A 23,644-nucleotide genomic window follows, 5' to 3' on the forward strand; every position below is an offset into this window, starting at 1 on the left:
GCCGTACCTTCGGCGGGTGGCCACGTCAGCGAGTCGGCGCCGCACCGGTGGTGGTGACCGGGATGTCGGGTTCGGCGGCGTCGCCGTCGCCGAACACCGAGACCGGTTCGGGATTCAGGTAGAGGATACGGGCGTCATCGCGAATCTGTGCACTGAGACGGTAGAGATCGTCGTGATCGATCGCTTCGGCGGCGTACTGCAGCGTGACCGGAATCGGCAGTCGCCCCAACTGTTCGTAGCGGCTGCTGGCCAGCACGTCGCCGGTGGAAATGTCCTTCAACTGGACCTCGAGAACCGCGGATTCGGGCAACGTGACCGGCTTGTCGGCAACCACGCGAGCCGCTAGCGTGTCGAACTGGGGGCCGCTGGCACAGCCTGCCAGCATCCCGAATGCCAGTGCGGCAGTGACGAGTCGGAGCGACCGTGAAGCGTTGAACGAGAACATCGAATCCCCTTGAAGGTGGAGCGTTGAAACGCGCGATAAGAGTGGGACAAGGGAACACGGCCTAAATTCCACGCCCCGGACCGGATGCGGGACTCCCTCGGGCTCACCCCCCGGCGAGCTTGACCTTGTAGCCTCGCGATTCCAGCTCGCGCCTGAGCACATCGCGATGGTCGCCCTGGATCTCGATCACGCCATCCTTGATCGCACCGCCCGTTCCACAGCGTTTCTTGAGCGTCTTGGCCAGCGCTTTCAGCGCTTCGCTATCCAGCGGTACGCCCTGAATCGTCGTCACCCCCTTGCCCTTGCGACCGCTGGTCTCGCGCCGGATACGAACGATGCCGTCGAGTGCGGCGATCCGTTCGGCTTCCTCTCGGGCCCGACATTCACACTCGGCCACAGGCCGACGGCAGTCGGGGCAGGTCTCGCCATGTTCGGTCGAATAGACCAGGCCGCGCAGTTGATCCTGTAACGAAGGCATGGGAACTCCGATAAGACGTGAAGGACACATGATAACGCGGCCATCCGGCCGCTAACGAGTGATCCAGAACGATCGCGGCCCGAGCCAGGGGCTCGGGCCACGATCATCGCCGTCAGCGATGGGTCCTCGGTCGGTGGCTGCCACCGAACGCGCTCGGTCGAGCTGCTAGAGGTTGCCGACGGCGAGGGCCGGGATCAGTTTGTCGATCACTGCCGGCAATTCGCGCATGTCGCGAATTTCGATGGCCTCTGACGGGGAGGGCTCGAGGTCGGGGAAGCGATTGATATGGACGACCCGCATGCCCGCGGCCAGCGCGGCGCGGACGCCCACCTGGGCATCGTCGATCACGATGCAATCGGAGGGTTCGAAGCCCATGTCGCGGCCGGCGTGCAGGAACAGTCCCGGCGCCGGCTTCCAACTCCCCACGGTGTAGGCGCTGTAGATATGGTCGCCGAAGAAACCGCGCAGTCCCGTACTGTCCAACGCTCTCCGAATCTTGGCCTCGGGCCCGTTGGAAGCGACGCAGCGCGGCAGGGCACCGAGCGCGTCGAGCGCTTCCGGTACGCCAGCGATGGGCTCGAGTTCGTCGACCATGCGCTCATGCATCTCCTGGCGCATCGCCGTCTCGATCCGCTGACGAACGGAATCCTCGAGGCGTCCGTGCAGTCGTTCCAGATGGGAAACGATGCTGGCGAAACGCGCGCCACGGAAGTCCGTCAGGTAGTCGTTGGGCTGGAAGGGCAGGCCCGCCTGGTTGAGATACTTCGCCATGATCTCGGCGAGGAGGGGTTCGCTATCGACCAGAGTGCCGTCGCAATCGAAAAGCAGGCAGAGGGGATCGGGCATGGTGAGTCGCCTCGAGGGCGCTGTCAGTGGATATGACGCCGGCCATTGATGAAGCTGGCCGCTGCGGTTGACTCCAGTTCTCTGATTATCGGCCCCGTGATCGAAGACTGTAGGATTACGGAACACTGTTTTCAATCTACCTTGCAACTTTAGTCGCCCCGGCTGGAAATCACAAGCCGGAGCGAATGGGTCCCCAAAAATTGCACACTTTTTGATCGGCCTGTCTCAGCTCGCGTCCGGGCCGAAAGTCTGGGGTAGGTAGAGGATCAGATCGGGGAAGGCGATCAGCAGGCCGATCACCAGCAGCATCACCAACAGATAGACCATCGTCGTACCCAGTGCCTTGAGCAGGGGAATGCCGCCGATCTTGGCCGAGATCATCAGGCACAGGCCGTAGGGCGGGGTGATCAGGCCAAGGCCGAGCGCCATGACGCTGATCACGCCGAACTGCAGCGGATCGACACCCGCCTGGGCCGCCAGCGGTTGGAAGATCGGGGCCAGAATCGCCATCGCCGGCAACGAATCCATGAAGGTGCCGACCAGCAGCATGACGATGGTGGCGATGATCAGCAGGGTGGTCGGATCGGTGATCTCGACGCCAGCCATCAGTTGCGGTGGGATGCGGTAGAAGCTGATCAGGTAGCCGAAGATCGCGGCGCCCACCAGACTGAACAGCGATAGAGAGCAGAGCCGAACGGTGTCGGTCGACGTGTCCAGCACGCTCCTGAAGGTCAGCTCGCGGTAGACGATGGAACCCAGTAGCAGGGCATAGAGCACCGCCATCACCGCCGCCTCGGTCGGCGTGACGATACCGAGGGTAATGCCACCGATGATCAACACCGGTATGCCGGCGGCGAGCAGGCCGTCCTTGCCTGAGCTGGCGAGTTGCTTGAGCGTGGCCCGCTTGCGCGTCGGCACGTCGTAGCGGCGTACGTAGCCGAGGTTGAGCAACAGTTGTGCCACCGCGATCAGGACCCCGGGAACGATGCCGCCCAGAAACAGGCCGGCGATCGAGGTGCTGGTCAGCGCGCCCCAGACGATCATGTTGATCGATGGCGGAATGATGATGCCCATCACCGATGAAGCTGCGGTGACCGCGACACTGAAATGGGTCGGGTAGCCCTCTTTCTTCATCGCCGGGATCAGCACCGTACCGATGCCGGCACTGTCCGCCGTCGAGGATCCCGAAACCCCGGCGAACAGCATGCTCACCAGCACGTTGACGTGGGCCAGTGCCCCTTTGACGTGGCCGACCAGATTGAGACACAGCGTGATCAGGCGATCGGTGATCCTGGCCGCGTTCATCAGATTGCCGGCGAGCAGGAACAGGGGGACCGCGAGTAGCACGAACGAATCCATGCCGTAGTACATGCGCTGGAACATGATCCAGGGGACGAGACGTGGGTCGAGCGCGATGATCGAGAATGACGTCAGCACCAGCGACATGGCGATGGGTACGCCGAGAATGATGAACACGCCAAGCAGCACGAACAGGAGCCACGGCAGCAGGGGTAACCAGTCGGCGGGCATCATGATCGCTTCTCCGGCGTATCGAGTGTCTGCGTCGGGGGCGCGGCCCCCAGCTCATCTATCTCGGAAGGGGTGTCGAGCTCGCGTTCCATGGCGTCGACGCCGTGGCGCATCGTCAACAGCAGGCGCTGCAGGCTGAACAGCACGATCAGCACGCCGCTGACGAAGAAGGTCGAATAGGTCACCACCATCGGCAACTGCGAGGCGCTGGCGATGCGATCGAAGCCGGAGAGCAGGAAGCCGAAGCCGAAGACGACGAAGATGATGCCCACCAGCAAACAGCCGATGTCGCGAATCACTCGCGTCATTCGGTCCGGACGGGAGCCGCGTGGAAATGCCTCGAGCACGAAGTGGTCGGCGTGCAGCACGCCGATCGCGGTACCCAGCATGATCATCCACTGGAAGGCGAAACGGCTCATCTCCTCGGTCCAGTAGAGTCGCGGCATGAAGCCCAGATTGCGGCTCGCGATCTGATAGACGATCAGCACGATGAAGCTGGCCAGCAACAGCAGTAACACGCCATTGAGGACGCGCTCCAACTGACGGTTGACACGGCCCAGGGTCATTGCGAATGCCATGAGGTGCTCCTCAATCCGTGTTGATGATGAGTTCGTAGAGGTCGCGTAGCCCCAGGTCGTCGATGACCCGCCCCAACGGTTCGGCGACGATCTGCTGCATGCGCCCGCGGTCCATGGGATAGAAAGTGGCACCTTCCGCTTTCAGCTTGTCGCGGGACTCCTTGTCGAGCCGGATCTGCAGGTTGCGCGCGTACTGCTCGCTCTCGTCGGCAGCCGCCTGCACCGCCTGCCGTTGGTCCGGTGTCAGCGAGTCCCAGGTGTCGTCGGAGATCGTCAGCAGGCGTACGGTGATGTCGTGCTCGGAGAGCCCGATATAGGGCGCGACCTCGTGGAAGCGCATGCGGTAGATCCACTCCGCTTCGTTGAGCAGGCCGTCGATGGCGCCGAGCTGCAGGCCGGTATAGATCTCCTTGTAGGCCATCACCGTCGGCTGGGTGCCCAGCGCCGCCCAGGCCGTGATGACCGGGCGGGTCGGATTGGTACGCAGCTTCATGCCCTGGAGATCATCGAGACTCTCGAGCGGCCGCGTGCTGACGACCTGACGCGTGCTTCCGCCGTAGTAGGCGAGCACCTTGACCCCGGTCTCCTCTTCGATACGCCGGGCGATTTCCTGGCCCGGCTCGCCGTCCAGCACGTGACGCCAATGGTCGAGATCGCGATACAGAAAGGGAATCGAGAAGATGCTGGCGGTGTGCGAGAACTCCGAGATCAGGCCCGGATTGACGATCGAGAGGTCCAGCGCGCCTGCGGTCTGCTGCTCGAACATCTCGGTTTCGTGACCCAGCACCGAGTTGCTGTAGAGGCTGACCGTCAGGTCACCGCCGGTCTTCTCCTCCAGCAGCTGCTTGAAGCGCTCTGCACTGAGGTGATAGGCGGTATCCTCGGTGGCGCCATGACCGAAGATCAGCTCGCGGGCCTGGGCGGTGGGGACGAAGGCGACGAGCGCCGTCAGCGCCACTGTGGTCAGTAGCGCGGTGGCTAACCCGCGAAAGGCCGGGGGGCGATGGCTCATGTCGACTCCTGCGCGACAGCGGATGAAATTCGGGAACTGGCGCGAATCACCAGGGGGGCCTCGAGCACGATGCGCTGTCGCTCGCCTTCGGGGTGTCCTATCCGCTTCATGGCCAGTTCGGCAGCGTTCCGACCGATCGCGCGAGGATGCGTCGCGATGCTGCTCAATGCGGGCTCGGCGAGGGCGGCTTCCTCGATGTCGTCGACGCCGACCACCGCGCAATCCTGCCCCGCGCGAAGCCCCAGATGCGACAGCGCCAGCAGGGCGCCGAGCGCGACCAGGTCGTTGTGGCAGATCAGGGCGGTAGGCGCGGTGGCGCCGCGCAGTAGCGCCAGGGTTCTTTCGCGTCCCGCGCAACGGGTCAAGGGCCCGCGGTCGACGCTCGACAGCCCATCGAGACCGGCTTCGTGCATGGCGTATCGATAGCCCGCGAGGCGCTCCCGGTCGGCGGAGTGATCGGCGATACCCGCGAGCAGTGTGATGCGGCGATGTCCCTGGGTGACGAGATGACGGACGGCATTGATGACACCGGTGCGGAGGTCGGCACCGACATAGTCTCCGAGCGGCGATTGGCCGACGTGGCGCATGACTTCGATACACGGCATGCCCCAGTCGGCAATCGCCTCGATCGAGGACGCCGGTGTCTCTTCCGCCGGGCATAGCAGCAAGGCGTCGACCCGATGCTCACGCATGCGAGCGAGAAAACGCGCCTGACGATCTAGGCTGTCGCCGCTGCTGGCCAGGAAGGGGATGTAGTCGGCGGCCTGCAGGGTTTCGTCGATCCCCGCCATCAAGGCACCGAAGAACGGGTTGGCGATATCGTGGACAACGACGCCGACGGTGGCGGTGCGCGAGCTTCTCAAGGTCGCCGCGCCGCGATTGTAGACGTAGCCCAGCGCGGCGGCGGCTTCCTGCACCCGCTTGCGGGTTGCCCCCGCCACCAGTTCACTCTCTTGCATCACCAGCGATACGGTCGAGCGAGACACGCCAGCATGGGCAGCGATGTCCTTGAGCGTCACGCGAGTTCGAGAAGTGGATACCATCGTCGCTCCGTTTTGGATCGATCCAAAAAGTGTCGAAAGACTAGTGCGCCACGACGATGTCGCCTATCCCCCTTTGGTGGTATATCGCCTTACCGGCAATCGGGATCCCCGATGGAAAGCCCCGGCCGGATAATCGAGGCGCCATCGAGAACGCGGTCTTGAGGTCAGTCGAAGCGGCCTGCCCAGGCTTCCTCGTTGAATGGGCTGAGCGGACGCTTGCCATCCAGCGCCAGCATGATGTTGTCCACGGCACGCTGCGCCATTGCCGTACGCGTCTCGTGGGTAGCGGAGCCGATATGCGGCAGGGCGACGACATTGGGCATCCTGGGCAGCGGGGAGTCCGCCTGCAGCGGTTCCTGTTCGAACACGTCGAGACCGGCACCGCGGATCTGACCGCTGGTCAGGGCATCGATCAGCGCCGCTTCGTCGACCACCTGACCGCGGGAGATGTTGATGAAAATGGCGCTTTCGCGCATCAGCCCGAACTCGCGGGCACCGATGAGCTGGCGGGTCTCCGGGGTCAGCGGCACGATCGCGCAGACGAAATCGGATTGCTGCAGCAGTTCGTCCAGCTCGCAGTGGCGGGCGCCCAGTTCCGCTTCCAGCGCCGGCTTGGGCGAAGCGTTGGAGTAGAGGATCTTCATGCCGAAGCCGAGGGCGCCGCGGCGAGCCACGGCCTGGCCGATACGGCCGAAACCGACCATGCCCAGCGTCTTGCCGTGGACGTCACTGCCGAACTGCTCGGGCCCGATGCTCGCTTTCCAGTCACCGCGCCTGACGAAGTCGGCCAGCTCCACCACCCGTCGAGCGGTCGACATGATCAACGAGAAGCCGGTATCGGCGGTGGTCTCGGTGAGCACGTCCGGGGTGTTGCAGAGCAGAATGCCGCGCCGGGTCAGCTCATCGACAGGGTAGTTGTCCACGCCTACCGAGATACTGGCGATCGCCTCGAGGTTGGGGGCGGCGTCGAGCAGTGCCGGCGTCAGGGTGACCCCGGCACCGATCAGGCCGTGGGCCTCGCCCAGGGCTTCGCGAAACGCCGGATCGTCGGGCGACTCGAGCTTGCCGAAGTAGTCGACGTGAAAGCGTTCGCGTAGCTGCTCGAGTTGCTGGTCGTTGAGGCGACGATACGCCAGGATGCGCTTGCTCATGAAAGACTCTCCGGCTGAAGGTTGGATGATGTCCACGGGCGACGATGTCGACGTCTGCCACGGTGGGGGACGGACGAGCTTACCGACAAATCCGCTTCCCCGAGGCGACGCCTCGACGAAAGTCTAGACCAGTGAGCGAGGGGACGCGGGATCGGGAGTGTGGCCGAAAGCCTGGCGCGACGTCGCCTGGAGGCATCAAAGTTGGGCTGACGGGTGGCGCCGCCGACGGAACGTTGTAATGTGGAACCTCTGTTGATGATGACGCGAGGCGTGGTGATGCAAGCGGATGTTCTGGTGCTGGGGGCTGGCATGATCGGCGTGTCGACAGCGCTGCAGTTGCAGCGCCGTGGCAGGCAGGTGGCGCTGATCGATCGGCGGGCGCCGGGGGAGGAGACTTCCTACGGCAACGCCGGGCTGATTCAGCGCGAAGCCGTCGAGCCCTATCCGTTTCCCCACGACAGCCGCATGATCTTCAAGGTCATGCGCAAGGGCGGCATCGACGTCAACTATCATCCGCTGGCGCTACCCAGGCTGGCGTCGCCGCTGGCGCAGTACTGGTGGTGGTCGTCACCCTCGCGCTACGCCAGGGTTGCACGTGAATACAGCCGGCTGATCGAGCACTGCCTGAGCGAGCACGATAGCCTGATTCGAGAGGCGGGTGCCGATGCGCTGGTGCGCCAGACCGGCTGGCGCACGGCGTTCCGGACACCCAGCGCCATGGCCCAGGGCATCGCGCATGCCGAGCGGCTACAGCGGGAATATGGCGTCGAGCATACGGTCGTCGACGGCGCCGAGCTCGGTCGATTGGAACCGGGGCTGAGACATCCCATGGCCGGGGCAGTGCACTGGACCCAACCCTGGTCCGTACGCGATCCCGGTGCCCTCGTCGCCAGTTATGCCGATCTTTTCCGGCAGCGTGGCGGCCATTTCGTCAACGGTGACGCGACGACGCTGGCGCGACAGGGCAGTGGCTGGCGTGTTACCAGCCAGGACGGCGTGATCGATGCCGAACAGGCCGTCATTGCGCTTGGCCCCTGGGCGGATACGCTGACCCGGCGGCTGGGGTATCGCCTGCCACTGTTCGTCAAGCGTGGTTATCATCGCCACTATACGATGCGGAAACCGCTCAGCATGGCGATGCTGGATGCGGAAAACGGCATCATGCTGGCGCCGATGAACCGTGGGCTTCGCATCACCACGGGCGCCGAATTCGCGCGTCTGGATGCCCGCGCCACCCCGCTGCAGTCCGGCAGGGCCGAGGTCGCGGCGCGCCAGATTCTCGAGCTCGGCGAGGCTGTCGAGGCCGCGTCCTGGCTGGGGGCTCGCCCCTGCACCAGCGACATGAAACCGATCATCGGCCCGGCACCACGACACCCGGGACTGTGGCTGCACTTCGGGCATGCGCATCAGGGTTTCACCCTGGGGCCGGCGTCCGGGCGGCTGCTGGCGGAAATGATCTGCGGCGAGACACCCTATATCGACCCCGCGCCCTACGCTGCGACGCGGTTCTGAGTGCAAGGCGCGAGTGCTCCCCCCGAGGTCAAGCGTGCGCGCGGTGGGGTCGCTTGATCAGCTGGCGGAATTTCGGCAGCTGCCGGGCGACGGGCGGAATGCGCAGAATCATCAGCAGCGCGCCGGCGGCGGCATAGAGGCTCCATTGCTCCAAGTCGGCACGAACCACCCACAGGAAGTGCAGCAGTCCCAGGCCGAGCACCAGATAGACGATCTTGTGCAGCGTCTTCCAGCGCTTGCCGAGCTTGCGCATCGACCATTTGTTGGAGGTCACGCCCATTACGATCAGCCCGGCGAGGGCGAGCATGCCGACGATGATGTAGGGGCGGCGCACGATCTCGCTGCCGAGGCGTGACAGATCCAGGCCGAGAATGAAGACGGCATAGCAGAACAGGTGCAACACGGCGTAGGCGAGCGTCCACAGGCCGAGCTGGCGCCGGATCAGGGTGAAGCCTTTCCAGCGCGTCAACTTGGTCAGCGGTGTCAGGGAAAGGGTCAGCAGCAGCATCCATAGAATGCCCTGACCGATATTGAGCAGCAGGTATCTTCCCGGCTCCGGCCCGGCCGCGTTGATCGCGACCTGGTAACTCCACCAGCCCAGCGGCGCCAGCGCGGCGATGAACACCATGATGCGCCAGAGCGTCAGCGTATAGCGCGGCATCGCCATCAGAAGTTCTTCCTCAGATCCATGCCCTGATAAAGGCTCGCGACCTCATCGGCGTAGCCGTTGAACATCCGGGTATCGATGATGTTGGGATTGAACAGGCTGTTGGGCAGCCGGCGCTCGGTGGCCTGGCTCCAGCGCGGATGATCCACCTGCGGATTGACGTTGGCATAGAAGCCGTATTCGTTCGGGGCGATCGCCTGCCAGGAGTTGACCGGCTGCTGCTCCACCAGCGAGATGCGCACGATCGACTTGATGCTCTTGAAGCCGTACTTCCATGGCACTACCAGCCGGAAGGGCGCGCCATTCTGGTTCGGCAGCTCGCGGCCGTACATGCCGAGGCCGAGAATCGCCAGCGGATGCATCGCCTCGTCCATGCGCAGGCCTTCGGTATACGGCCAGTCGATCAGCGCGAACGAGGAGTCCTGCCCCGGCATCTGCTCCGGTGCGACCAGGGTCTCGAACTTGACGTACTTGGCTTTCGAGGTCGGCTCGGCACGCTGGATCACGTCACCCAGCGGAATGCCCAGCCACGGGATCACCATCGACCACGCCTCGACGCAGCGCAGCCGGTAGATGCGCTCCTGCAGTCGAGAGGGCTTGGCGATATCCTCGAGGTCGAATCGCCCGCCGTTGTTGACCTCGCCGTCGATCACCACGCTCCACGGCTGGGTCTTGAGCGAGCCGGCGTTGCGGGCGGGGTCGCTCTTGCCAGTGCCGAATTCGTAGAAATTGTTGTAGTGGGTGGCGTCTTCGAAGGGCGTCAGCTTGTCCAGTTCCCGATCGGCGGGGACCACGCTGTCCCACTCGGCATTCTCCAGCTTGGGGCCGAACCAGCCCGGCGGATTGCCGGCTGGTACGTCCTGGTAGTCGGAAGCGGCGGCCTGGGCGCGGCCGGCCAGCGCCAGTCCCGCACCGAGGCCGATCACGCCGCCCATGAAGCGGCGACGCGAGAGATAGACCGATTCCGGTGTGACGTCCGATTCGCGCAGGTCGCCGGGCTTGGCAATCTTGATCAACATGATGAGTCTCCAACCGCCAACAGTGGCATGTCGTGGATACGCTGGCAGCGCGCGGCTGGATGCGTACCGCTTCACTCGCTGCGCGCCGCGAGTTGCAGCTCGTGTCTCGTATGACGTTCAGTCTAGGTGATCTATTCCCGGGCCTGGGCCAAAAAAATCGCGGCCCGCTCAGATCATCCCCAGCCAGCGCCACCAGACGAAATCGAGCGGCCACAGCAGTACGATGGTGATCAGCGCCAGCGGCAACGTGATCCGCATGGCCTGACGGATGGTCACGCCGGAGGTGAGCAGACCGATGATCAGGGGCGGCGACTGATAGGGGAATACCACGGTCGAGAAGCCGATCACCTGGGACATCACCACGGCCGACGGCGCCCATCCGGTGACGTCGGCCAGTTGCGGCGCCAGCGGTGTCATTACCGCGGGGACGCCGGGTAGCGTGACCAGCATGCCCAGCACCGTGGCGATCACGGCGAGCCAGGTGAAATTACCGGCGGTCGACTGCGGTGACAGCGGCAGCACGTCGAGCAGCCGACCGGCGATCGCCTCGCCCAGCCCGCTCTGATGCGCCAGCGCCCCCAGGCTGACGATCCCCGCCACGTAGATGAATGGCTCGAGATTCATCTGCTGCAATGGCCGGGCCGGCAACAGGCCACTACCGGGGAACAGGCAGGCCAGGGCCACCAGCATGCCGATCCAGGCCGGAGAAATGCCGTGCCAGGCATCGGTCATCCACATCAGCACGGCAAAGCCCAGCAGCACGCCCATCAGGTTGCCGCCGCGCCCCAACCGGGAAGGCGCCTCGGCCGTGAACGGGGACGGTGGCGCCGCGCGGAACTGCCACAGGATCAACGCCATGATCAGTGCCCACTTGAGCAGCCCCAGCACGGGAAAGTGCAGCAGCAGGTATTCGCCGTAACTGGGCGAATACCCGAGAACCGCTTCGCTGGCGCCCATCAGCACATTGTTGGGCACGTTGGCCGGCAGGATCGTGAAGGTGGGCAGAAAGCTCGACATGATGCCGCTGAGCAGGATGCCGATGCGGCCTGGATCGCCTGGCGCGTAGCCGAAGCGGTCGACCAGCGTCAGCAGGATCGGCACCAGCAGCACGATCCGGCCCATCGCCGACGGCATGAAGAACGACGCGATCAATCCCAGCAGCCCGATCCCCACGACCGCCTGTGGGTAACCCGAGGCAAGATGCGGGCCGATCCTGGCAGCGACGCGCTCGCCCAGGCCGGTGTGGTTGATCGCGGCGCCGATCACCATGCCCGAGAACACCAGCCAGGTCGCAGCCGATTCGAAACCGGCGAAGGCCGTCGACGCCGGGGCGACCTTGGCCACGGTGCACAGGGTGAAGAAGATCAGCGCGGTCAGCCATTGCGGTAGCCAGCCGGTGGCCCACAGGCCAATGCAAAGCACCACGACAATACCGGCCTGCACTACCGAGCCGTCGGCGCTACCCAGCAACAGCCAGCCCAGGGCGCCCAGCAGGGCCAGTAGCGACAGTCCCTGGCGCCAGGGAGGAGCGGTAACCGAGGAGGACATCATGGCGGTTCCAGAAACGAGCGAGGCGGCAGTATACCAGCGCCTCGGGAAGGTGGCGGATCGACTACGCTAAGCGGGGTGCCGTCTGGCAACGATCGGGAGGAGACATGACGACGGAAGCGATGGCGACGCTCTGTCTGAGTGGCGAGTTGATGAACAAGCTCGAGGCGATAGCGCGGGCCGGGTTCGATGGCGTGGAGATTTTCGTCGACGACCTGCAGTCGAGCGGGTTGTCGTCGCGGACCGTCGGCGATCGCTGCCGCGAACTCGGCTTGACGGTCGCGGCGCTGCAGCCCTTTCGCGATGTCGAGGCGCTACCGCCCGAGCTGCATCGAAAGATACTGGACGAGGCCAAGCGCCACTTCGATACCCTGGCCGAACTCGGTGGGGACTTTCTGCTTGCCTGCAGCAACACGCGGGAGGAGGCCGCTCACGATCATGGACGGGCAGCCGAAACTCTGCACGAACTGGCCGAGCTGGCTGCCGCGAGAGAGATGCGGATCGGGTTCGAGGCGCTGGCCTGGGGGCGCCATCTCTTCGATTATCGCGATGCCTGGAAGATCGTCCGACAGGCGGATCATCCGGCGCTCTCCATCGTGCTCGACAGCTATCACATTCTTGCCCGGGAGCTGGAACTGGAAACCCTCGCCACGATCCCGGGCGACCGGATCGGCCTGGTGCAACTGGCCGACTCACCGTGGCCGCGCGGGCAGGATCTGCAAGCGCTGAGTCGCCATCGACGAGCGTTTCCCGGCGATGGCGAGCTGCCCATCGACGCCTTCATGACCGCACTGGAACGGACCGGTTACGCGGGGCCGCTGTCACTGGAAATCTTCAGCGACACGCTCGATGTCATGCCGACGGGCATGGCTGCCCTGCAGGGAAAGCGGGCGCTGGAGTCGCTACGCTCCCCGAAGAGCTAGGCGGCCGGGCACGAGCTAGACGAACCACAGATGGCTCAGCCAGATGCCCAGCGCCAGGGTCAGCGCAGAGAGTATCGTCGCCATCACCATCGCCGCCGTGCCCAGCTCGCCGAAGCCGTAGCGCTGGCCGAGCAGCGGGTACATCGAGAGCATCGGTGCACAGGCGAAGACGATGGCGGCGGTGGCGAAGACCGGATCGAGCCCCGGGACCAGTAGCACCATCAGCAGCACGCAGAGCGGGTGCAGGGTGAGTTTGGCGAGCGCGATTCGGGTCACGCGCTTGACCATGCCGCGCACGCGCAGGCCACACAGGGTGCCGCCGATCACGAATAGCGCCACCGGGGACGATGACGCCGCGAGCATCTCCAGCACCCGGGCGATCGGGGTCGGCGGATGCAGCTCCAGCGCAGCGAGCAGCGTGCCCACGGCGATGGCGATGATCAAGGGGTGACGCAGGATACGCACGGCCACCGGTTTCACCGTCTCCCACACGCCGCCCCGGGCCTGACGGCCGAGCTCGGCGAGCACTAGCGCCGTGGGAATCACCAGCAGGTTCTCGATCAGCATGTTGAGCGCCAGGGCGATACCCGCGGCGGGGCCGATGACCAGCACCGCCACCGGATAACCGATGAAACCGCTGTTGGAAGCCGAGGTGCCGAGTGCATACATCGCCCGGCGCTCCAGCGGCGCGTTGCCGCGCAGCGTCACCAGCAGGAAGGTGATGGCGAAGGCGAGCCCCGAACCCAGCCCGTAGACGAGCAGGTACGGTACATTGAAGACCTCGCCCAGCGGGCGTTCCAGCAGCGCCTGGATGACCAGGGCGGGTAGGGCGATATTGATCACGTATCGCCCCATGCCTTGGATGTGGGCCTTGTCGACGACACGCTTTAGCACGGCCAGATAGCCGATGCCCAGCAGGATGAAGATGGGAATGATGGCGCCGAGGATGGTATTCACGAAGCTCTGATCACTGCGAATTAGACTTATGCCTAATAGCATGAGCGCCGGGCGAGCCACCAGCAAGTGGATTCACTCCAACGGTGCCCGCCCTCCGCGATCAGCGGATGTCCCCGGTCAGCGCTGCCAGCCGATCACCTCCAGTGCCTGCTGCCGGTTTGCCTCGGTGGCCTGGCTGAGCAGGCTCCCGCCCACGCACACGATCAAATTGAGCAGCAGTCCCCACAATCCGCTGTAGACGCCCAGCGGGCGGTAGCCGGCGAAGGTGAAGACGGCGGCCAGGATGGTGCCGGCGAGCATGCCGGTGAATACCGCCCGGGTATTGAGCCGGCTCCAGTAGAGGCCGAGGATCAGCGCCGGCGCGGTCTGGATCAGCACCTCGAACTTGAGCACGAAGATCTGGTAGAGCGTTCCCGGTGGATACCAGGCGATCAGTACCAGCACGACGACAGCGGCCACGCCCACCAGCTTGCCTACCAGGATCTTGCGCGACTCATCGGCGTCGGGAGCGATGTATCGCCCATAGAGGTCGTTGGAGACGATCGACGAGAACGTCAGCAGTACCGAGTCCGCCGTCGACACGATGGCCGCGATCACGCCGCCGAACAGCAGCACCATCGCCCAATAGAAGAAGGCGTTCTGATTGGCCAGCGCGTTGGCCATCATTCCCACCAGTTGCTCGGACTCCGCGGTGGTCAGGTCGGGGAAGGCGGCGATGCCGATGATCCCGACCATGAATACCACCCCGGCGGTCAGAAACGGCATGTAGGCCATGCGGATGAAGGAGCGCTTGAGCGTGCGCTCGCTGCGGGCCGCGAAGATCCGCTGGAAAGCGTGCGGGTAGATCGCCGCGCCGATACCCACCAGCACCAGCAGACAGAACCAGGTGGTGAGGCTGCCCCCGCTCGGCGCACCCAGCTTCTCCGGCGCCTCGGCGATCATCGTCTCGGCTGCCGTCGGCAACCCGCCGAGGTAGATCAACGAGCCGATCAGCAGCGTGAACACCCCGAACAGCAGGGCGATGCCCTGGATCGTGTCGGTGTAGGCCACCGAGCGCATGCCACCCAGCCAGCTATAGGCGACCATGATCACGATGAAGAACACCACGCCGACCTGATAGGGAATCGTGCCACCGGTGAGGCCGGATACGCCCTGGCCGATGGCGACGAACTGCTCCAGCAGATAGTTGCCGAGACCGTAGAGCATCAGGATCGCGGCCAGGATCGTGACCTTTTTCGAACGGAAGCGCAGATCGATCCAGTCCACCGGCGTCAGCAGGTTGAAGCGCCGGCCCAGCGCATAGAGCCTGGGCGCGAACAGCAGGTAGACCATGATGATCATGATGAAGAACGGCACCGAAACCAGGTATTGGTAGCCGAGCCGGTAGGCCGTGGGCGGATAGCCGACCACGGTATTGCCGCTGTACTGGGTGGCGAAAAAGGTGAAGAACAGCACCATGACGCCGAGGCCGCGCCCGCCCAGGTAGTACTCGTCGAGACTTTCACGAACCTTGCGATTGCGCAGGAAGGCGTAGATGCCTACGGCCAGCATCAGGCCGCCGTAGAGCATCAGCACCAGAATGCCGGACCATCCGCTGAAGGCCAGTTCCACTTCCATCGTCAGGGCTCCTCGTCTTCGTCGGCGCCAGTCTCCCATTGCGTCTTCACCACCCAGGTGATGAAGATCGACAACGCCAGCGAGGCGAGCAGGATGATCAGGGCCCAGTAGGGGACGCCAAAGAATAGCGGCGACCAGGAGCCGGCGGGGAAATACCAGGGATTGATCAGGGCGAACAGAATGACGAAGCCGATCCAGACCAGCGGCTTCTTGACCGGTTCACTGATTCTTCTTTTCATCAAGGCACCTCGATGGCGTGCACGATGGCGACACGAATTCGGCGCGGCACGGCCGACATGGCGTGGCAGCAAACGGGGGACTATAGCCATCCGTGGCGACGGCTGGCCATTACCGGTTGGCAAAGAGAGGCTTCGTCTATGGCGAAGCACTGCGACGTTGGTCGTAAGGGCCTTCAGGGCAGGCGATAGTCGGCGGCCAGGGCTCGATCGCGTCATGCCCCTCGCTTTCGCAGCATCCACGCCGCGCCTACGGCGGAGAGCAGGCAGCCGCCGGCCAGGTAGATCGCGACCGGCGTCCAGCTGCCAGCGTAGAGATCCACCAGCGCGGCGGCGATGAACGGGGTGAAGCCGCCACCGACCACGCTGGCGACCTGGTAGCCGACCCCGGCACCGCTGTAACGGTAGGCGGTGCCGAACAGCTCGGCAAAGATCGGCTGCTGCACGCTGACCACCATATCGTGGGCGAGATTGGCCAGGGCCACGGCGAACACCACGATCCACAGGATCGAACCGGCCTGCAGCGCCATGAAGAACGGGAAGGCGGCCAGCACGCCGACGATGGCGCCGGTGATGTAGACGCGTCGTCGCCCCAGCGTGTCGGCGAGGAATGCGAACAGCGGGATGGTGACGCAGCTAACCGCGCCGACCAGCAGCCCGATGTGGAGAAACAGATCCCGCGACAGGTCGAGATACCCGGTGGAGTAGCTCAACGCGAAGGTGGTCACGATGTACATCGTGAACAGTTCCGCCAGGCGCATGGCGATGATGGTGACGAAAGCGCCGGGGTGGCGTCGCAGCGCCTCGAGGATCGGCGGCCTGGCCGGCGTCTGGTCGTTGCGCTCGACCGCTTCGATGAATTCCGGCGACTCTTCCAGGCTTGAACGGATCTTCAGCGCCACTAGCACCAGCACCACGCTGAACAGAAACGGCAGGCGCCAGCCCCAGGCGGTGAAGTCGGCATCGCTCAGCCAGTGGCTGAGCAGCGACACACTGCCGGTGGCCAGAATCAGGCCCACGCCGTAACCGACCTGGACGCCACTGGAGTAGAACGCGCGGCGACCGCGTGGCGCGCTCTCCACTGCCATCAAGGCGGCGCCGCCCCACTCCCCGCCGACGGCGAAGCCCTGCACCGCGCGCAGCGTCACCAGCAGGATCGGTGCCCACACGCCGATCTGGGCATAGGTCGGCAGCAGACCGATCAGCGCCGTCGCCCCGCCCATCAGAATGACCGTCAGGATCAGCATGCGCTTTCGACCCAGGCGGTCGCCGTAATGACCGAACACCAGGCCGCCGAGCGGGCGAAACAGAAAGCCGACGCCGAAGGTGGCCAGTGCCGCCAGGGTGCCGGCGGCCGGACTGACGTTGGGGAAGAACTGCGAGTTGAAGACCAGTGCGGCGACGATGCCGTAGAGCAGGAAGTCATACCAGTCGACCACGGCGCCGACGAAACTGCCGATGGCGGCGCGTCGGGCCTGGCTTGTCGAGTGGGCGGGGGCGGTGGTCGTGGCTGGCGTACTCATCCGGAACTCTCGATGATCGATTTCTTGGATCGCGGCGCCAGCGGGCGCAGCGACGGGGCGGCATATCTTACGGCATTGCGCTGCCGGACACAGACCCCGGCGGTGGATCGCGCTCCTTGGACAGAGACGGCTACTGTTCCGACGGCTCCAGGATCTGGAGTTCGCGATCCCAGCGGCGTAGAAAGGCCTGGCGGCGCAGCGCATCGACGAACGCCAGCAACGTGGCGTTGATCGGGATCGGGTAGAGGTGATCGCCCACCTGATCGCGTAGCCGCTGCGCGGTGTAGGGACCGACGACATCGTCGCGCACGCTGAACAGCGGCGTCTGGCCGGCCAGGATGTGCTGGCCCCGTTGGCTCAGCAGGAAGCTGACGAAACGCCTGGCCGCGGCCGGATGTGGCGCGTCGCGATGGACGAACGCCATCCGCATCATCACCAGCGAGTAGTCGTTGGGGACCTGGACGATGATATCGGGATGGCTCTGGGCCCAGACCATGGCATAGGAGCCCAGCAGGTTGTAGCCGAGCCAGTAGCGACCGTCGCTGAGTCCTTCCAGCATGCGCTGGGTGGTGGCTTCGAGGTCGACATTGGCGGCGCCCATGGCGGCGATCAGGTCCCAGGCGCGGGGCGTGTAGCGGGCATCCTGCTGAAACAGGGTATAGCCCACGCCGCTCTCGCGTGGTGAATAGCTGACCACGCGGCCGTCGAGCCACTGACGATAGTGGGTCAGCAGGTCGAGCAGGTCGCGGTGGGTTTCCGGCGGCGGCATGTGCGAGGCGAGCTCGAGCCGGTAGGCCATCACCACCGGTTCGAAGGTGAAGCCGAACACTTCGTTGCGCCATTTGGCCCACGCCGACCACTGGTCGGCTTCCGGGGCGTCGAGGGGCTGGGCCATCCCATCGTTGCTGAGCGCCAGCTGCCAAGGCATGGCCGAGCTGATCACCACGTCCGGCGGCGATTCGGAATCCCGGGCACGGTGGTCGACCTCCAGCGTGGATCGATCACGGTAGTCGAGGTCGATCTGCGGGTTCTCGGTAGCGAAGGCGGTCAGCACCGGTTCGACGATCTGCCGGTCCAGGGCCGCTTCGATGATCAGTTTTTCGGCCCCCCGGGCCGTACCACTGCCGCCGACACCGAGGCATAGCCACAGCAGGAGCCCCAGGCCAAGGTGGAGCTGTCTTGTCATCCTGCGCTCTCCTCGGGCGGCTGGCAGCGAGGCAGCGTCAGGCAGATTCTGAGCCCTCGAGGGGTGCGGTTGGACACATTCAGCCGGCTGCCGTGACGGCCGGCGATGGAGTCGGCGATGGCCAGGCCGAGCCCGGACCCGTGGGTGTCCTGGCGATGACCGCGCTCGAACGGTCGAGTCAGGCGGTCGAGGGATTCGGCATCGACGCCGGGGCCGTCGTCCTCGATGGCCAGCGTCACCCATGCCTCATCGCCGCGGAGCGCCAGCGTGATCTCGCTGCCGGGCGGCGTGTAGCGAAAGGCGTTGTCGATCAGGTTGTTGAGCAGTTCGCGCAGGGCCCAGCTTTCCCCTTCGACCCAGACCGGGGCCGGTGCCTCGATGGCAAGCCCGAGGTCGTGATCGCGACTGTCCTGGCGATCGGCCCAATCGACGGTGATCTCGCGCATCAGTCGATCCAGGGCCAGCGGCTGACGTTCATGCAATGGCCCCAGATGCTGCAGTCGGGTCAGGCTCAGCATCTGTCCGGCCAGGCGACTGGTACGCCCGGCGCTGTCGTGGACGGTGACCAGGGCCTGGTGCCAGACACCGGGCTCTTTACTGGTCAGCGCCAGTTCGCTGGTGCTCTGGAGTCCCGCCAGCGGGGTCTTGAGCTGGTGCGAGGCGTCGGCGATGAAGCGCAGTAGCGCGTCGCGATGATGGCGCTGGTCGGCGAACAACCGGTTGAGCGTTTCGACCAGTTCCTGCATTTCCCGCGGCACGTCGAGCATCAACGGACTGTTCTCCTCGGCGCGACGCTCACGCAGCGCCTGGCGCAGGCGTCGCAGCGGCGCCAGCATGGTGTGCATCGCGATCCCCACCAGGGCCGCAGTGATCAGCACCATCGCGGCGAAGCGGGTCGCGCTCTTGCGGAACAGCTCCCGCGCCAGCAGGTCGCGCCCATGTCGGGTATGTCCCACCCAGAGCTGCACCGGCTCCTGGGTATCCCAGCCGGCGGAGTCCACCTCGCGGCCGCTGAGACGGATTGGCTGGCCGTCGTAGCGGGCATCGAGGTAGACCGGTTCTTGCCGGGCCTCGGCCCGCATCGCACCGGTGATCGGCAGGTCGGCGTTCTGGGTGATCGTGGTGCCGTTATCCGCCTGCAACCAGTAGAAGACCCTCTCCTGCCAGCGGGTGGCCAGGATCTGCAGCGCCGAAGCGGGCATCTCCAGGGTGGGATTGCCCTCCGGCCACTGCAGCGATTCGGCGATGGTCAGACTGGCAGCCTCGAGCTGGCCATCCATGGCCCGGTCGGCCGCCTTGCGGGCGCTGGTGTAGGCCTCGATCAGCAGCAGCGTCCCCAGCCCGGCGACGATCGCCACGAGCCATAGCGTCAGCCGCCGCTTGAGCGAGGTGCGAGGTGGCATCACTCGGGCGGTTCCTTCGCGAGGGGCTCCCGTGGCTCCTCGAGCCGATAACCCAGGCCACGGAGCGTCCGAATCGACAGGCCGGAGCCGGCCAGGCGCTTGCGCAGCCGGCTGACATAGACATCCAGGGCGTTGGCCCCCACCGCTTCGAAGCCGAACAGGCGGTTCTCCAGGGCTTCGCGCTGTACGATGCGGCCAGCGTTGAGCATCAGCGCTTCCAGCAGGCTGAACTCGCGCCTCGGCAGATCGAGCGCCGTCCCGTCCAGCCAGGCGCTGGCCGAGCGGGTATCCAGAACCAGGCCTCCGAAGCGAACGTTGTTGTCGAGCCGTTGCTGGCTGCGGCGCAACAGAGCGCGTACCCGGGCTTCGAGTTCGGTGATCGAGAACGGTTTGGCGAGATAGTCGTCGGCGCCGAGGTCCAGTCCGCGTACCCGATCCGCCAGTGCATCCCGCGCCGTGAGAATCATCACCGGCGTCGCGTCGGTATGAGCGCGCATCCACTCGAGCACTTCGAGACCGTTGCCGTCTGGCAGGCCGAGGTCGAGCAACACCAGATCGAAACGACCCTGGCGTAACGCCTGGATGGCATCGTCGATGCGGGCCAGGGCATCGACGGTATAGCCATTGCGCGTCATCGCCTGGGTCAGCGAGCGCGACAGCAGCGGGTCATCCTCGATCACGAGCAAGTGCATGGCAGGGTCTCGGGTCATCGGATTCCCATGTCTTATGCGACTAATGTCCTATACGACAAAGGTTTAGATGACAGGTTGATGAAAGGTTAGCGCTCTAGCATCGCGCTGTCGGTGGGCAAAAACCGGCCCGAGTCCGGTGCCCGCCATGAGCTTTGCGAGCATAACAACCCAGGTAGGAGACGCACAGCATGCCTCACAATCACGTGTCCAAAGCGAAAGGTTTTCAGCGCTGGCTGGTCGCCGCCGTCACCGGTGGTGCGCTACTGGCCGGCGCCGCCCAGGCCCAGGCCAAGCCGCCGGAGTGCATCGCCCCGGCCAAGCCGGGTGGCGGTTACGACCTGACCTGCCGACTGGCGGCCAATGGCCTGCAGGAAGCCAAGTTGATCGACGAGCCGATGATGGTCAGCTACATGCCGGGCGGTATCGGTGCCGTCGCCTACAACCACGTTACCGGCGTGCGCGACGACGATCCCAACCTGATCGTGGCCGCCAGCACCGGGGCCGCGCTAAACCTGGCGCTGGGCAAGTTCGGCATCGAACACAAGGTCGATGACGTGCGCTGGGTCGGTGCGCTGGGCGTGGACTACGGCGCGGTCGTCGTCCGAGAGGATGCGCCGTGGAGCAACCTTGACGAACTGATGAAAGCGCTGAAGAAGGATCCCACCAGCGTGGTCATCGGTGCCGGTGGCACGGTCGGCAGCCAGGACTGGATGAAGGCGGCGCTGATGGCCAAGTCCGACGACGTCGATCCTCGCAAGCTGCGCTACGTCTCCTTCGAGGGTGGCGGTGAGGCCCTGGCCGCACTGCTGGGTGAGCACATTCAGGTCTTCACCGGCGACCTGGCCGAGCTGAAGCCACAGCTCGACAGCGGCGAGATCCGGATTCTGGCGGCCCTCTCCGAAGAGCGTATGGGTGGGCCCTACGCGGACATCCCCACCGCCAAGGAGCAGGGCTACGACGTCGAATGGCCGATCTGGCGCGGTTATTACATGGGGCCGAATGTCAGCGACGAAGACTATCATGCGTGGGCCGACCGGCTGAAAGCGCTGAGCGAGACAGAAAGCTTCGCCAAGCTACGTGAAGGGCGCGGACTGTTCCCCATGGCCAAGTTCGGTGAAGACTTCCATCAGTACGTGAAAGATCAAGTTGCCGACTTCCAGCAACTGGCCAAAGAAGTGGGTCTGACTCAATGAAACTCGCCGCCGACCGAATCCTGAGTTTGCTGTTACTCGGTCTGGCGGCGTTCGTCGCCGTCCAGGCCTGGCAGTTGGAGGTGCCGTTCAGTTACGACCCGGTCGGGCCGAAAGCCTTTCCGCTGATACTGTCGGGCCTGTTGGCGATATTGGCCATCGTGCTGTTCGTTCGCCCGGGCGCCAGTGGTGAGTGGCCGACCGGCGCGCTGCTGCTGCGCCTGCTCTTCACCATGGCGGTGCTGGGTGTCTATGCGGCGCTGTTCATCAACCTCGGCTTCCTGGTGACGACCGCCCTGGTCAGTATCATCATCGCCTGGCTGTTCGGTGCCGCGCCGGTGAAGGCGGTCGTCGGCGGCCTGCTGCTGGCGGTGGGCAGTTATCTGCTATTCACCTACGGACTGGGAATCTCGCTGCCGACCGGTAGCTGGATCGAGCCGCTGCTGGGGAGCAACTAAATGTTCGATTTTCTGATCCAGGGCTTCGGTGTCGCGCTGACGCCGCTCAACCTGGGGCTGGCTTTTCTGGGCGCGCTGCTCGGTACGCTGTTCGGTGCCTTGCCGGGTATCGGTCCGATCAACGGTATCGCCATTCTGATGCCGTTGGCCTACACGTTGGGCCTGCCGGCGGAATCCGCACTTATCCTGCTGGCGGGTATCTACACCGGTTCCGAGTACGGCGGGCGCATGTCGAGCATTCTGCTCAACGTGCCCGGCGACGCCGGCGCGGTGATGACCACGCTGGATGGCCACCCGCTGGCCAAGAAGGGGCTCGCTGGCCCGGCACTGGGGCTCTCCGCGGTGAGCTCGTTCATCGGCGCCTCGGTAGCGATCCTGGGGCTGACCCTGTTTGCGCCGCTGCTGGCGATCGTCGCGGTCAAGTTCGGCCCCGCCGAGTTCTTCGCGCTGATGATCTTCGCCTTCGCCTCGATGTCGGCGATGATGGGCAAGGACCCGCTCAAGACGCTGATCGGCGCCGTGCTCGGCGTGCTCATCTCCACCGTCGGGGTCGACTCTGGCACCGGCGTGCTGCGCTTCACCTTCGACATGCCCGAGCTCTACGATGGCATCGATTTCGTGGTCATGATCATCGGGCTGTTCGCGGTCAGCGAGATCCTGCTGATGCTCGAACACGCCTTCCGTCACGACCAGGATGGCGAGATGGCGCCGATCGGCCGTGTCATGGTCAAGATGAGCGAGGTGCTCTACTGCAAGTGGGCGATCCTGCGCTCCAGCGTGATCGGCTTCGTCATCGGCGTGCTGCCGGGCACCGGCGCCTCTGTCGCCAGCGCCGTGGCCTACACCACCGAGAAGCGCATCAGCGACCACGACAACAGCTTCGGCACCGGCAACATGCGCGGTCTGGCGGCGCCGGAAGCGGCCAATAACGCGTCCGCCGCCGGCTCCTTCGTGCCCATGCTGACCCTCGGCATCCCCGGCTCCGGTACCACCGCGATCCTGCTCGGCGCGCTGATGCTCTACAACATCAACCCGGGGCCGATGATGTTCCGCGAGCAGCCGATGGTGGTGGGCGGGCTGATCGCCTCGCTCTATATCGGCAACGTCATGCTGCTGCTGCTCAACCTGCCGCTGGCCGGCGTGTTCGCCCGCGTGCTGCAGGTGCCGCGCTGGCTGCTGGTGCCCAGCGTGGCGATTCTCGCCTTCGTCGGCGTCTATCAGCTGCACTCCGATCTGATGGCGATCTATCTGATGCTGGCCATTGGCGTGTTCGGCTATCTGCTGCGCAAGTTCGGCTTCTCGCTGGCGCCGGTGGTGCTGGGCTTCGTGCTCGGCGGGCTGATGGAGGAGAACCTGCGCCGGGCGCTGTCGATCAGCGGTGGCGACGTCGGAATCCTGTTCCAATCCAACCTGTCGATCGGGCTCTGGATCGCCGCCGCCCTGGTGGTGCTGGTGCCGATGTTCGCGGGTAAGCTCAAGGCGAAATTCCTGCCGGCGGCCAAGCCGTCCTGATATCGGGATTGCGTGACGTGGTGGCAGCATTGGACGGCCCCGCTTTTGCGGGGCCTTTTCCTTTCTTGTCGACTCATGACGCTGAAGCGAGTCCCGATGCTGTCGTTGGCAGTGCTAG

Annotated in this window: 23 protein-coding genes; 5 read left to right on the plus strand and 18 right to left on the minus strand. The window is 64.9% G+C overall.

Going from position 1 to position 23,644, the window contains the following annotated elements; all coding sequences use genetic code 11:
• Positions 1–25: 25 nt before the first annotated feature.
• From DOM54_RS07980 to DOM54_RS08015, 8 genes are all read right to left on the minus strand, one after another.
• Complete coding sequence (locus tag DOM54_RS07980) at positions 26–445, minus strand: YbaY family lipoprotein (RefSeq protein WP_162619792.1); 420 nt, start codon at positions 443–445, stop codon at positions 26–28.
• A gap of 103 nt (positions 446–548) precedes the next feature.
• Positions 549–923: a translation initiation factor Sui1 gene (locus DOM54_RS07985; RefSeq protein WP_110715807.1), complete on the minus strand. Its 375-nt coding sequence runs from the start codon at positions 921–923 to the stop codon at positions 549–551.
• 165 nt (positions 924–1,088) lie between these two features.
• A complete protein-coding gene (locus DOM54_RS07990) occupies positions 1,089–1,769 on the minus strand; it encodes an HAD family hydrolase (protein ID WP_110715808.1) in 681 nt (226 codons plus the stop codon).
• Positions 1,770–1,994: 225 nt separating this feature from the next.
• A complete protein-coding gene (locus tag DOM54_RS07995; protein ID WP_110715809.1) occupies positions 1,995–3,302 on the minus strand; it encodes a TRAP transporter large permease in 1,308 nt (435 codons plus the stop codon).
• Positions 3,299–3,877 carry a TRAP transporter small permease gene (locus tag DOM54_RS08000; protein ID WP_110715810.1) on the minus strand — a complete coding sequence of 193 codons (579 nt, stop codon included), beginning with the start codon at positions 3,875–3,877 and terminating at the stop codon, positions 3,299–3,301. Before DOM54_RS08000 ends, DOM54_RS07995 begins: the two co-directional genes overlap by 4 nt.
• A 10-nt stretch (positions 3,878–3,887) precedes the next feature.
• On the minus strand, positions 3,888–4,889 hold the full coding sequence (locus DOM54_RS08005; protein WP_110715811.1) for a TRAP transporter substrate-binding protein: 1,002 nt from the start codon (positions 4,887–4,889) through the stop codon (positions 3,888–3,890).
• On the minus strand, positions 4,886–5,932 hold the full coding sequence (locus DOM54_RS08010) for a LacI family DNA-binding transcriptional regulator (protein WP_110715812.1): 1,047 nt from the start codon (positions 5,930–5,932) through the stop codon (positions 4,886–4,888). Before DOM54_RS08010 ends, DOM54_RS08005 begins: the two co-directional genes overlap by 4 nt.
• A gap of 164 nt (positions 5,933–6,096) precedes the next feature.
• Positions 6,097–7,083 carry a 2-hydroxyacid dehydrogenase gene (locus DOM54_RS08015; RefSeq protein ID WP_110715813.1) on the minus strand — a complete coding sequence of 329 codons (987 nt, stop codon included), beginning with the start codon at positions 7,081–7,083 and terminating at the stop codon, positions 6,097–6,099.
• 240 nt (positions 7,084–7,323) lie between these two features.
• Between DOM54_RS08015 and DOM54_RS08020 the strand changes: the two genes are divergently transcribed.
• Positions 7,324–8,595 carry an NAD(P)/FAD-dependent oxidoreductase gene (locus DOM54_RS08020; protein WP_240613812.1) on the plus strand — a complete coding sequence of 424 codons (1,272 nt, stop codon included), beginning with the start codon at positions 7,324–7,326 and terminating at the stop codon, positions 8,593–8,595.
• 28 nt (positions 8,596–8,623) lie between these two features.
• On the opposite strand, the gene msrQ is transcribed toward DOM54_RS08020, so the two are convergent.
• The 3 genes from msrQ to DOM54_RS08035 all read right to left on the minus strand — a co-directional run bounded on the left by msrQ (position 8,624) and on the right by DOM54_RS08035 (position 11,832).
• Positions 8,624–9,262 (minus strand): protein-methionine-sulfoxide reductase heme-binding subunit MsrQ, encoded by a 639-nt coding sequence (gene msrQ, locus DOM54_RS08025; RefSeq protein ID WP_110715814.1) that lies wholly within the window; start codon positions 9,260–9,262, stop codon positions 8,624–8,626.
• Positions 9,262–10,281 carry a protein-methionine-sulfoxide reductase catalytic subunit MsrP gene (gene msrP / locus DOM54_RS08030; protein WP_110715815.1) on the minus strand — a complete coding sequence of 340 codons (1,020 nt, stop codon included), beginning with the start codon at positions 10,279–10,281 and terminating at the stop codon, positions 9,262–9,264. Before msrP ends, msrQ begins: the two co-directional genes overlap by 1 nt.
• 168 nt (positions 10,282–10,449) lie before the next feature.
• Positions 10,450–11,832 (minus strand): SLC13 family permease, encoded by a 1,383-nt coding sequence (locus DOM54_RS08035; protein ID WP_110715816.1) that lies wholly within the window; start codon positions 11,830–11,832, stop codon positions 10,450–10,452.
• A 104-nt stretch (positions 11,833–11,936) separates the two neighbouring features.
• Between DOM54_RS08035 and DOM54_RS08040 the strand changes: the two genes are divergently transcribed.
• On the plus strand, positions 11,937–12,752 hold the full coding sequence (locus tag DOM54_RS08040) for a sugar phosphate isomerase/epimerase family protein (RefSeq protein ID WP_110715817.1): 816 nt from the start codon (positions 11,937–11,939) through the stop codon (positions 12,750–12,752).
• A gap of 15 nt (positions 12,753–12,767) precedes the next feature.
• On the opposite strand, the gene DOM54_RS08045 is transcribed toward DOM54_RS08040, so the two are convergent.
• The 7 genes from DOM54_RS08045 to DOM54_RS08075 all read right to left on the minus strand — a co-directional run bounded on the left by DOM54_RS08045 (position 12,768) and on the right by DOM54_RS08075 (position 20,366).
• The gene (locus DOM54_RS08045) at positions 12,768–13,709 is read right to left on the minus strand and encodes an AEC family transporter (protein ID WP_110715818.1); all 942 of its coding nucleotides are present in this window, start codon (positions 13,707–13,709) and stop codon (positions 12,768–12,770) included.
• A gap of 117 nt (positions 13,710–13,826) precedes the next feature.
• The gene (locus DOM54_RS08050; protein WP_110715819.1) at positions 13,827–15,326 is read right to left on the minus strand and encodes a sodium:solute symporter family protein; all 1,500 of its coding nucleotides are present in this window, start codon (positions 15,324–15,326) and stop codon (positions 13,827–13,829) included.
• 2 nt (positions 15,327–15,328) lie between these two features.
• Positions 15,329–15,565, minus strand: coding sequence for a hypothetical protein (locus DOM54_RS08055; RefSeq protein WP_110597482.1), 237 nt, complete (start codon positions 15,563–15,565; stop codon positions 15,329–15,331).
• A gap of 212 nt (positions 15,566–15,777) precedes the next feature.
• Positions 15,778–17,085: a shikimate transporter gene (gene shiA / locus DOM54_RS08060; RefSeq protein ID WP_110715820.1), complete on the minus strand. Its 1,308-nt coding sequence runs from the start codon at positions 17,083–17,085 to the stop codon at positions 15,778–15,780.
• A gap of 130 nt (positions 17,086–17,215) precedes the next feature.
• Positions 17,216–18,271, minus strand: coding sequence for an ABC transporter substrate-binding protein (locus DOM54_RS08065; RefSeq protein WP_110715821.1), 1,056 nt, complete (start codon positions 18,269–18,271; stop codon positions 17,216–17,218).
• The gene (locus DOM54_RS08070; RefSeq protein WP_110715822.1) at positions 18,268–19,674 is read right to left on the minus strand and encodes a sensor histidine kinase; all 1,407 of its coding nucleotides are present in this window, start codon (positions 19,672–19,674) and stop codon (positions 18,268–18,270) included. The genes DOM54_RS08065 and DOM54_RS08070 overlap by 4 nt, the downstream gene beginning before the upstream one ends.
• A complete protein-coding gene (locus tag DOM54_RS08075; protein ID WP_110715823.1) occupies positions 19,674–20,366 on the minus strand; it encodes a response regulator in 693 nt (230 codons plus the stop codon). The genes DOM54_RS08070 and DOM54_RS08075 overlap by 1 nt, the downstream gene beginning before the upstream one ends.
• Before the next feature lie 188 nt (positions 20,367–20,554).
• Between DOM54_RS08075 and DOM54_RS08080 the strand changes: the two genes are divergently transcribed.
• Genes DOM54_RS08080 through DOM54_RS08090 form a run of 3 tightly spaced genes read left to right on the plus strand, consistent with a single transcriptional unit; the run spans position 20,555 to position 23,526 of the window.
• Positions 20,555–21,559 carry a Bug family tripartite tricarboxylate transporter substrate binding protein gene (locus DOM54_RS08080; RefSeq protein ID WP_110715824.1) on the plus strand — a complete coding sequence of 335 codons (1,005 nt, stop codon included), beginning with the start codon at positions 20,555–20,557 and terminating at the stop codon, positions 21,557–21,559.
• A complete protein-coding gene (locus DOM54_RS08085) occupies positions 21,556–22,014 on the plus strand; it encodes a tripartite tricarboxylate transporter TctB family protein (protein WP_110715825.1) in 459 nt (152 codons plus the stop codon). Before DOM54_RS08080 ends, DOM54_RS08085 begins: the two co-directional genes overlap by 4 nt.
• Positions 22,015–23,526, plus strand: a complete 1,512-nt coding sequence (locus tag DOM54_RS08090; RefSeq protein WP_110715826.1) for a tripartite tricarboxylate transporter permease — start codon at positions 22,015–22,017, stop codon at positions 23,524–23,526.
• Positions 23,527–23,644 lie beyond the last annotated feature (118 nt).

The organism is Salinicola acroporae (assembly GCF_003206615.1).
Classification (GTDB): domain Bacteria; phylum Pseudomonadota; class Gammaproteobacteria; order Pseudomonadales; family Halomonadaceae; genus Salinicola; species Salinicola acroporae.

Coding starts and splice junctions, on each gene's coding strand:
- DOM54_RS07980 (WP_162619792.1), bottom strand. CDS start 445: ATGTTCTCGTTCAACGCTTCACGGTCGCTCCGACTCGTCACTGCCGCA.
- DOM54_RS07985 (WP_110715807.1), bottom strand. CDS start 923: ATGCCTTCGTTACAGGATCAACTGCGCGGCCTGGTCTATTCGACCGAA.
- DOM54_RS07990 (WP_110715808.1), bottom strand. CDS start 1,769: ATGCCCGATCCCCTCTGCCTGCTTTTCGATTGCGACGGCACTCTGGTC.
- DOM54_RS07995 (WP_110715809.1), bottom strand. CDS start 3,302: ATGATGCCCGCCGACTGGTTACCCCTGCTGCCGTGGCTCCTGTTCGTG.
- DOM54_RS08000 (WP_110715810.1), bottom strand. CDS start 3,877: ATGGCATTCGCAATGACCCTGGGCCGTGTCAACCGTCAGTTGGAGCGC.
- DOM54_RS08005 (WP_110715811.1), bottom strand. CDS start 4,889: ATGAGCCATCGCCCCCCGGCCTTTCGCGGGTTAGCCACCGCGCTACTG.
- DOM54_RS08010 (WP_110715812.1), bottom strand. CDS start 5,932: ATGGTATCCACTTCTCGAACTCGCGTGACGCTCAAGGACATCGCTGCC.
- DOM54_RS08015 (WP_110715813.1), bottom strand. CDS start 7,083: ATGAGCAAGCGCATCCTGGCGTATCGTCGCCTCAACGACCAGCAACTC.
- msrQ (WP_110715814.1), bottom strand. CDS start 9,262: ATGGCGATGCCGCGCTATACGCTGACGCTCTGGCGCATCATGGTGTTC.
- msrP (WP_110715815.1), bottom strand. CDS start 10,281: ATGTTGATCAAGATTGCCAAGCCCGGCGACCTGCGCGAATCGGACGTC.
- DOM54_RS08035 (WP_110715816.1), bottom strand. CDS start 11,832: ATGATGTCCTCCTCGGTTACCGCTCCTCCCTGGCGCCAGGGACTGTCG.
- DOM54_RS08040 (WP_110715817.1), top strand. CDS start 11,937: ATGACGACGGAAGCGATGGCGACGCTCTGTCTGAGTGGCGAGTTGATG.
- DOM54_RS08050 (WP_110715819.1), bottom strand. CDS start 15,326: ATGGAAGTGGAACTGGCCTTCAGCGGATGGTCCGGCATTCTGGTGCTG.
- DOM54_RS08055 (WP_110597482.1), bottom strand. CDS start 15,565: ATGAAAAGAAGAATCAGTGAACCGGTCAAGAAGCCGCTGGTCTGGATC.
- shiA (WP_110715820.1), bottom strand. CDS start 17,085: ATGAGTACGCCAGCCACGACCACCGCCCCCGCCCACTCGACAAGCCAG.
- DOM54_RS08065 (WP_110715821.1), bottom strand. CDS start 18,271: ATGACAAGACAGCTCCACCTTGGCCTGGGGCTCCTGCTGTGGCTATGC.
- DOM54_RS08070 (WP_110715822.1), bottom strand. CDS start 19,674: ATGCCACCTCGCACCTCGCTCAAGCGGCGGCTGACGCTATGGCTCGTG.
- DOM54_RS08075 (WP_110715823.1), bottom strand. CDS start 20,366: ATGCACTTGCTCGTGATCGAGGATGACCCGCTGCTGTCGCGCTCGCTG.
- DOM54_RS08080 (WP_110715824.1), top strand. CDS start 20,555: ATGCCTCACAATCACGTGTCCAAAGCGAAAGGTTTTCAGCGCTGGCTG.
- DOM54_RS08085 (WP_110715825.1), top strand. CDS start 21,556: ATGAAACTCGCCGCCGACCGAATCCTGAGTTTGCTGTTACTCGGTCTG.
- DOM54_RS08090 (WP_110715826.1), top strand. CDS start 22,015: ATGTTCGATTTTCTGATCCAGGGCTTCGGTGTCGCGCTGACGCCGCTC.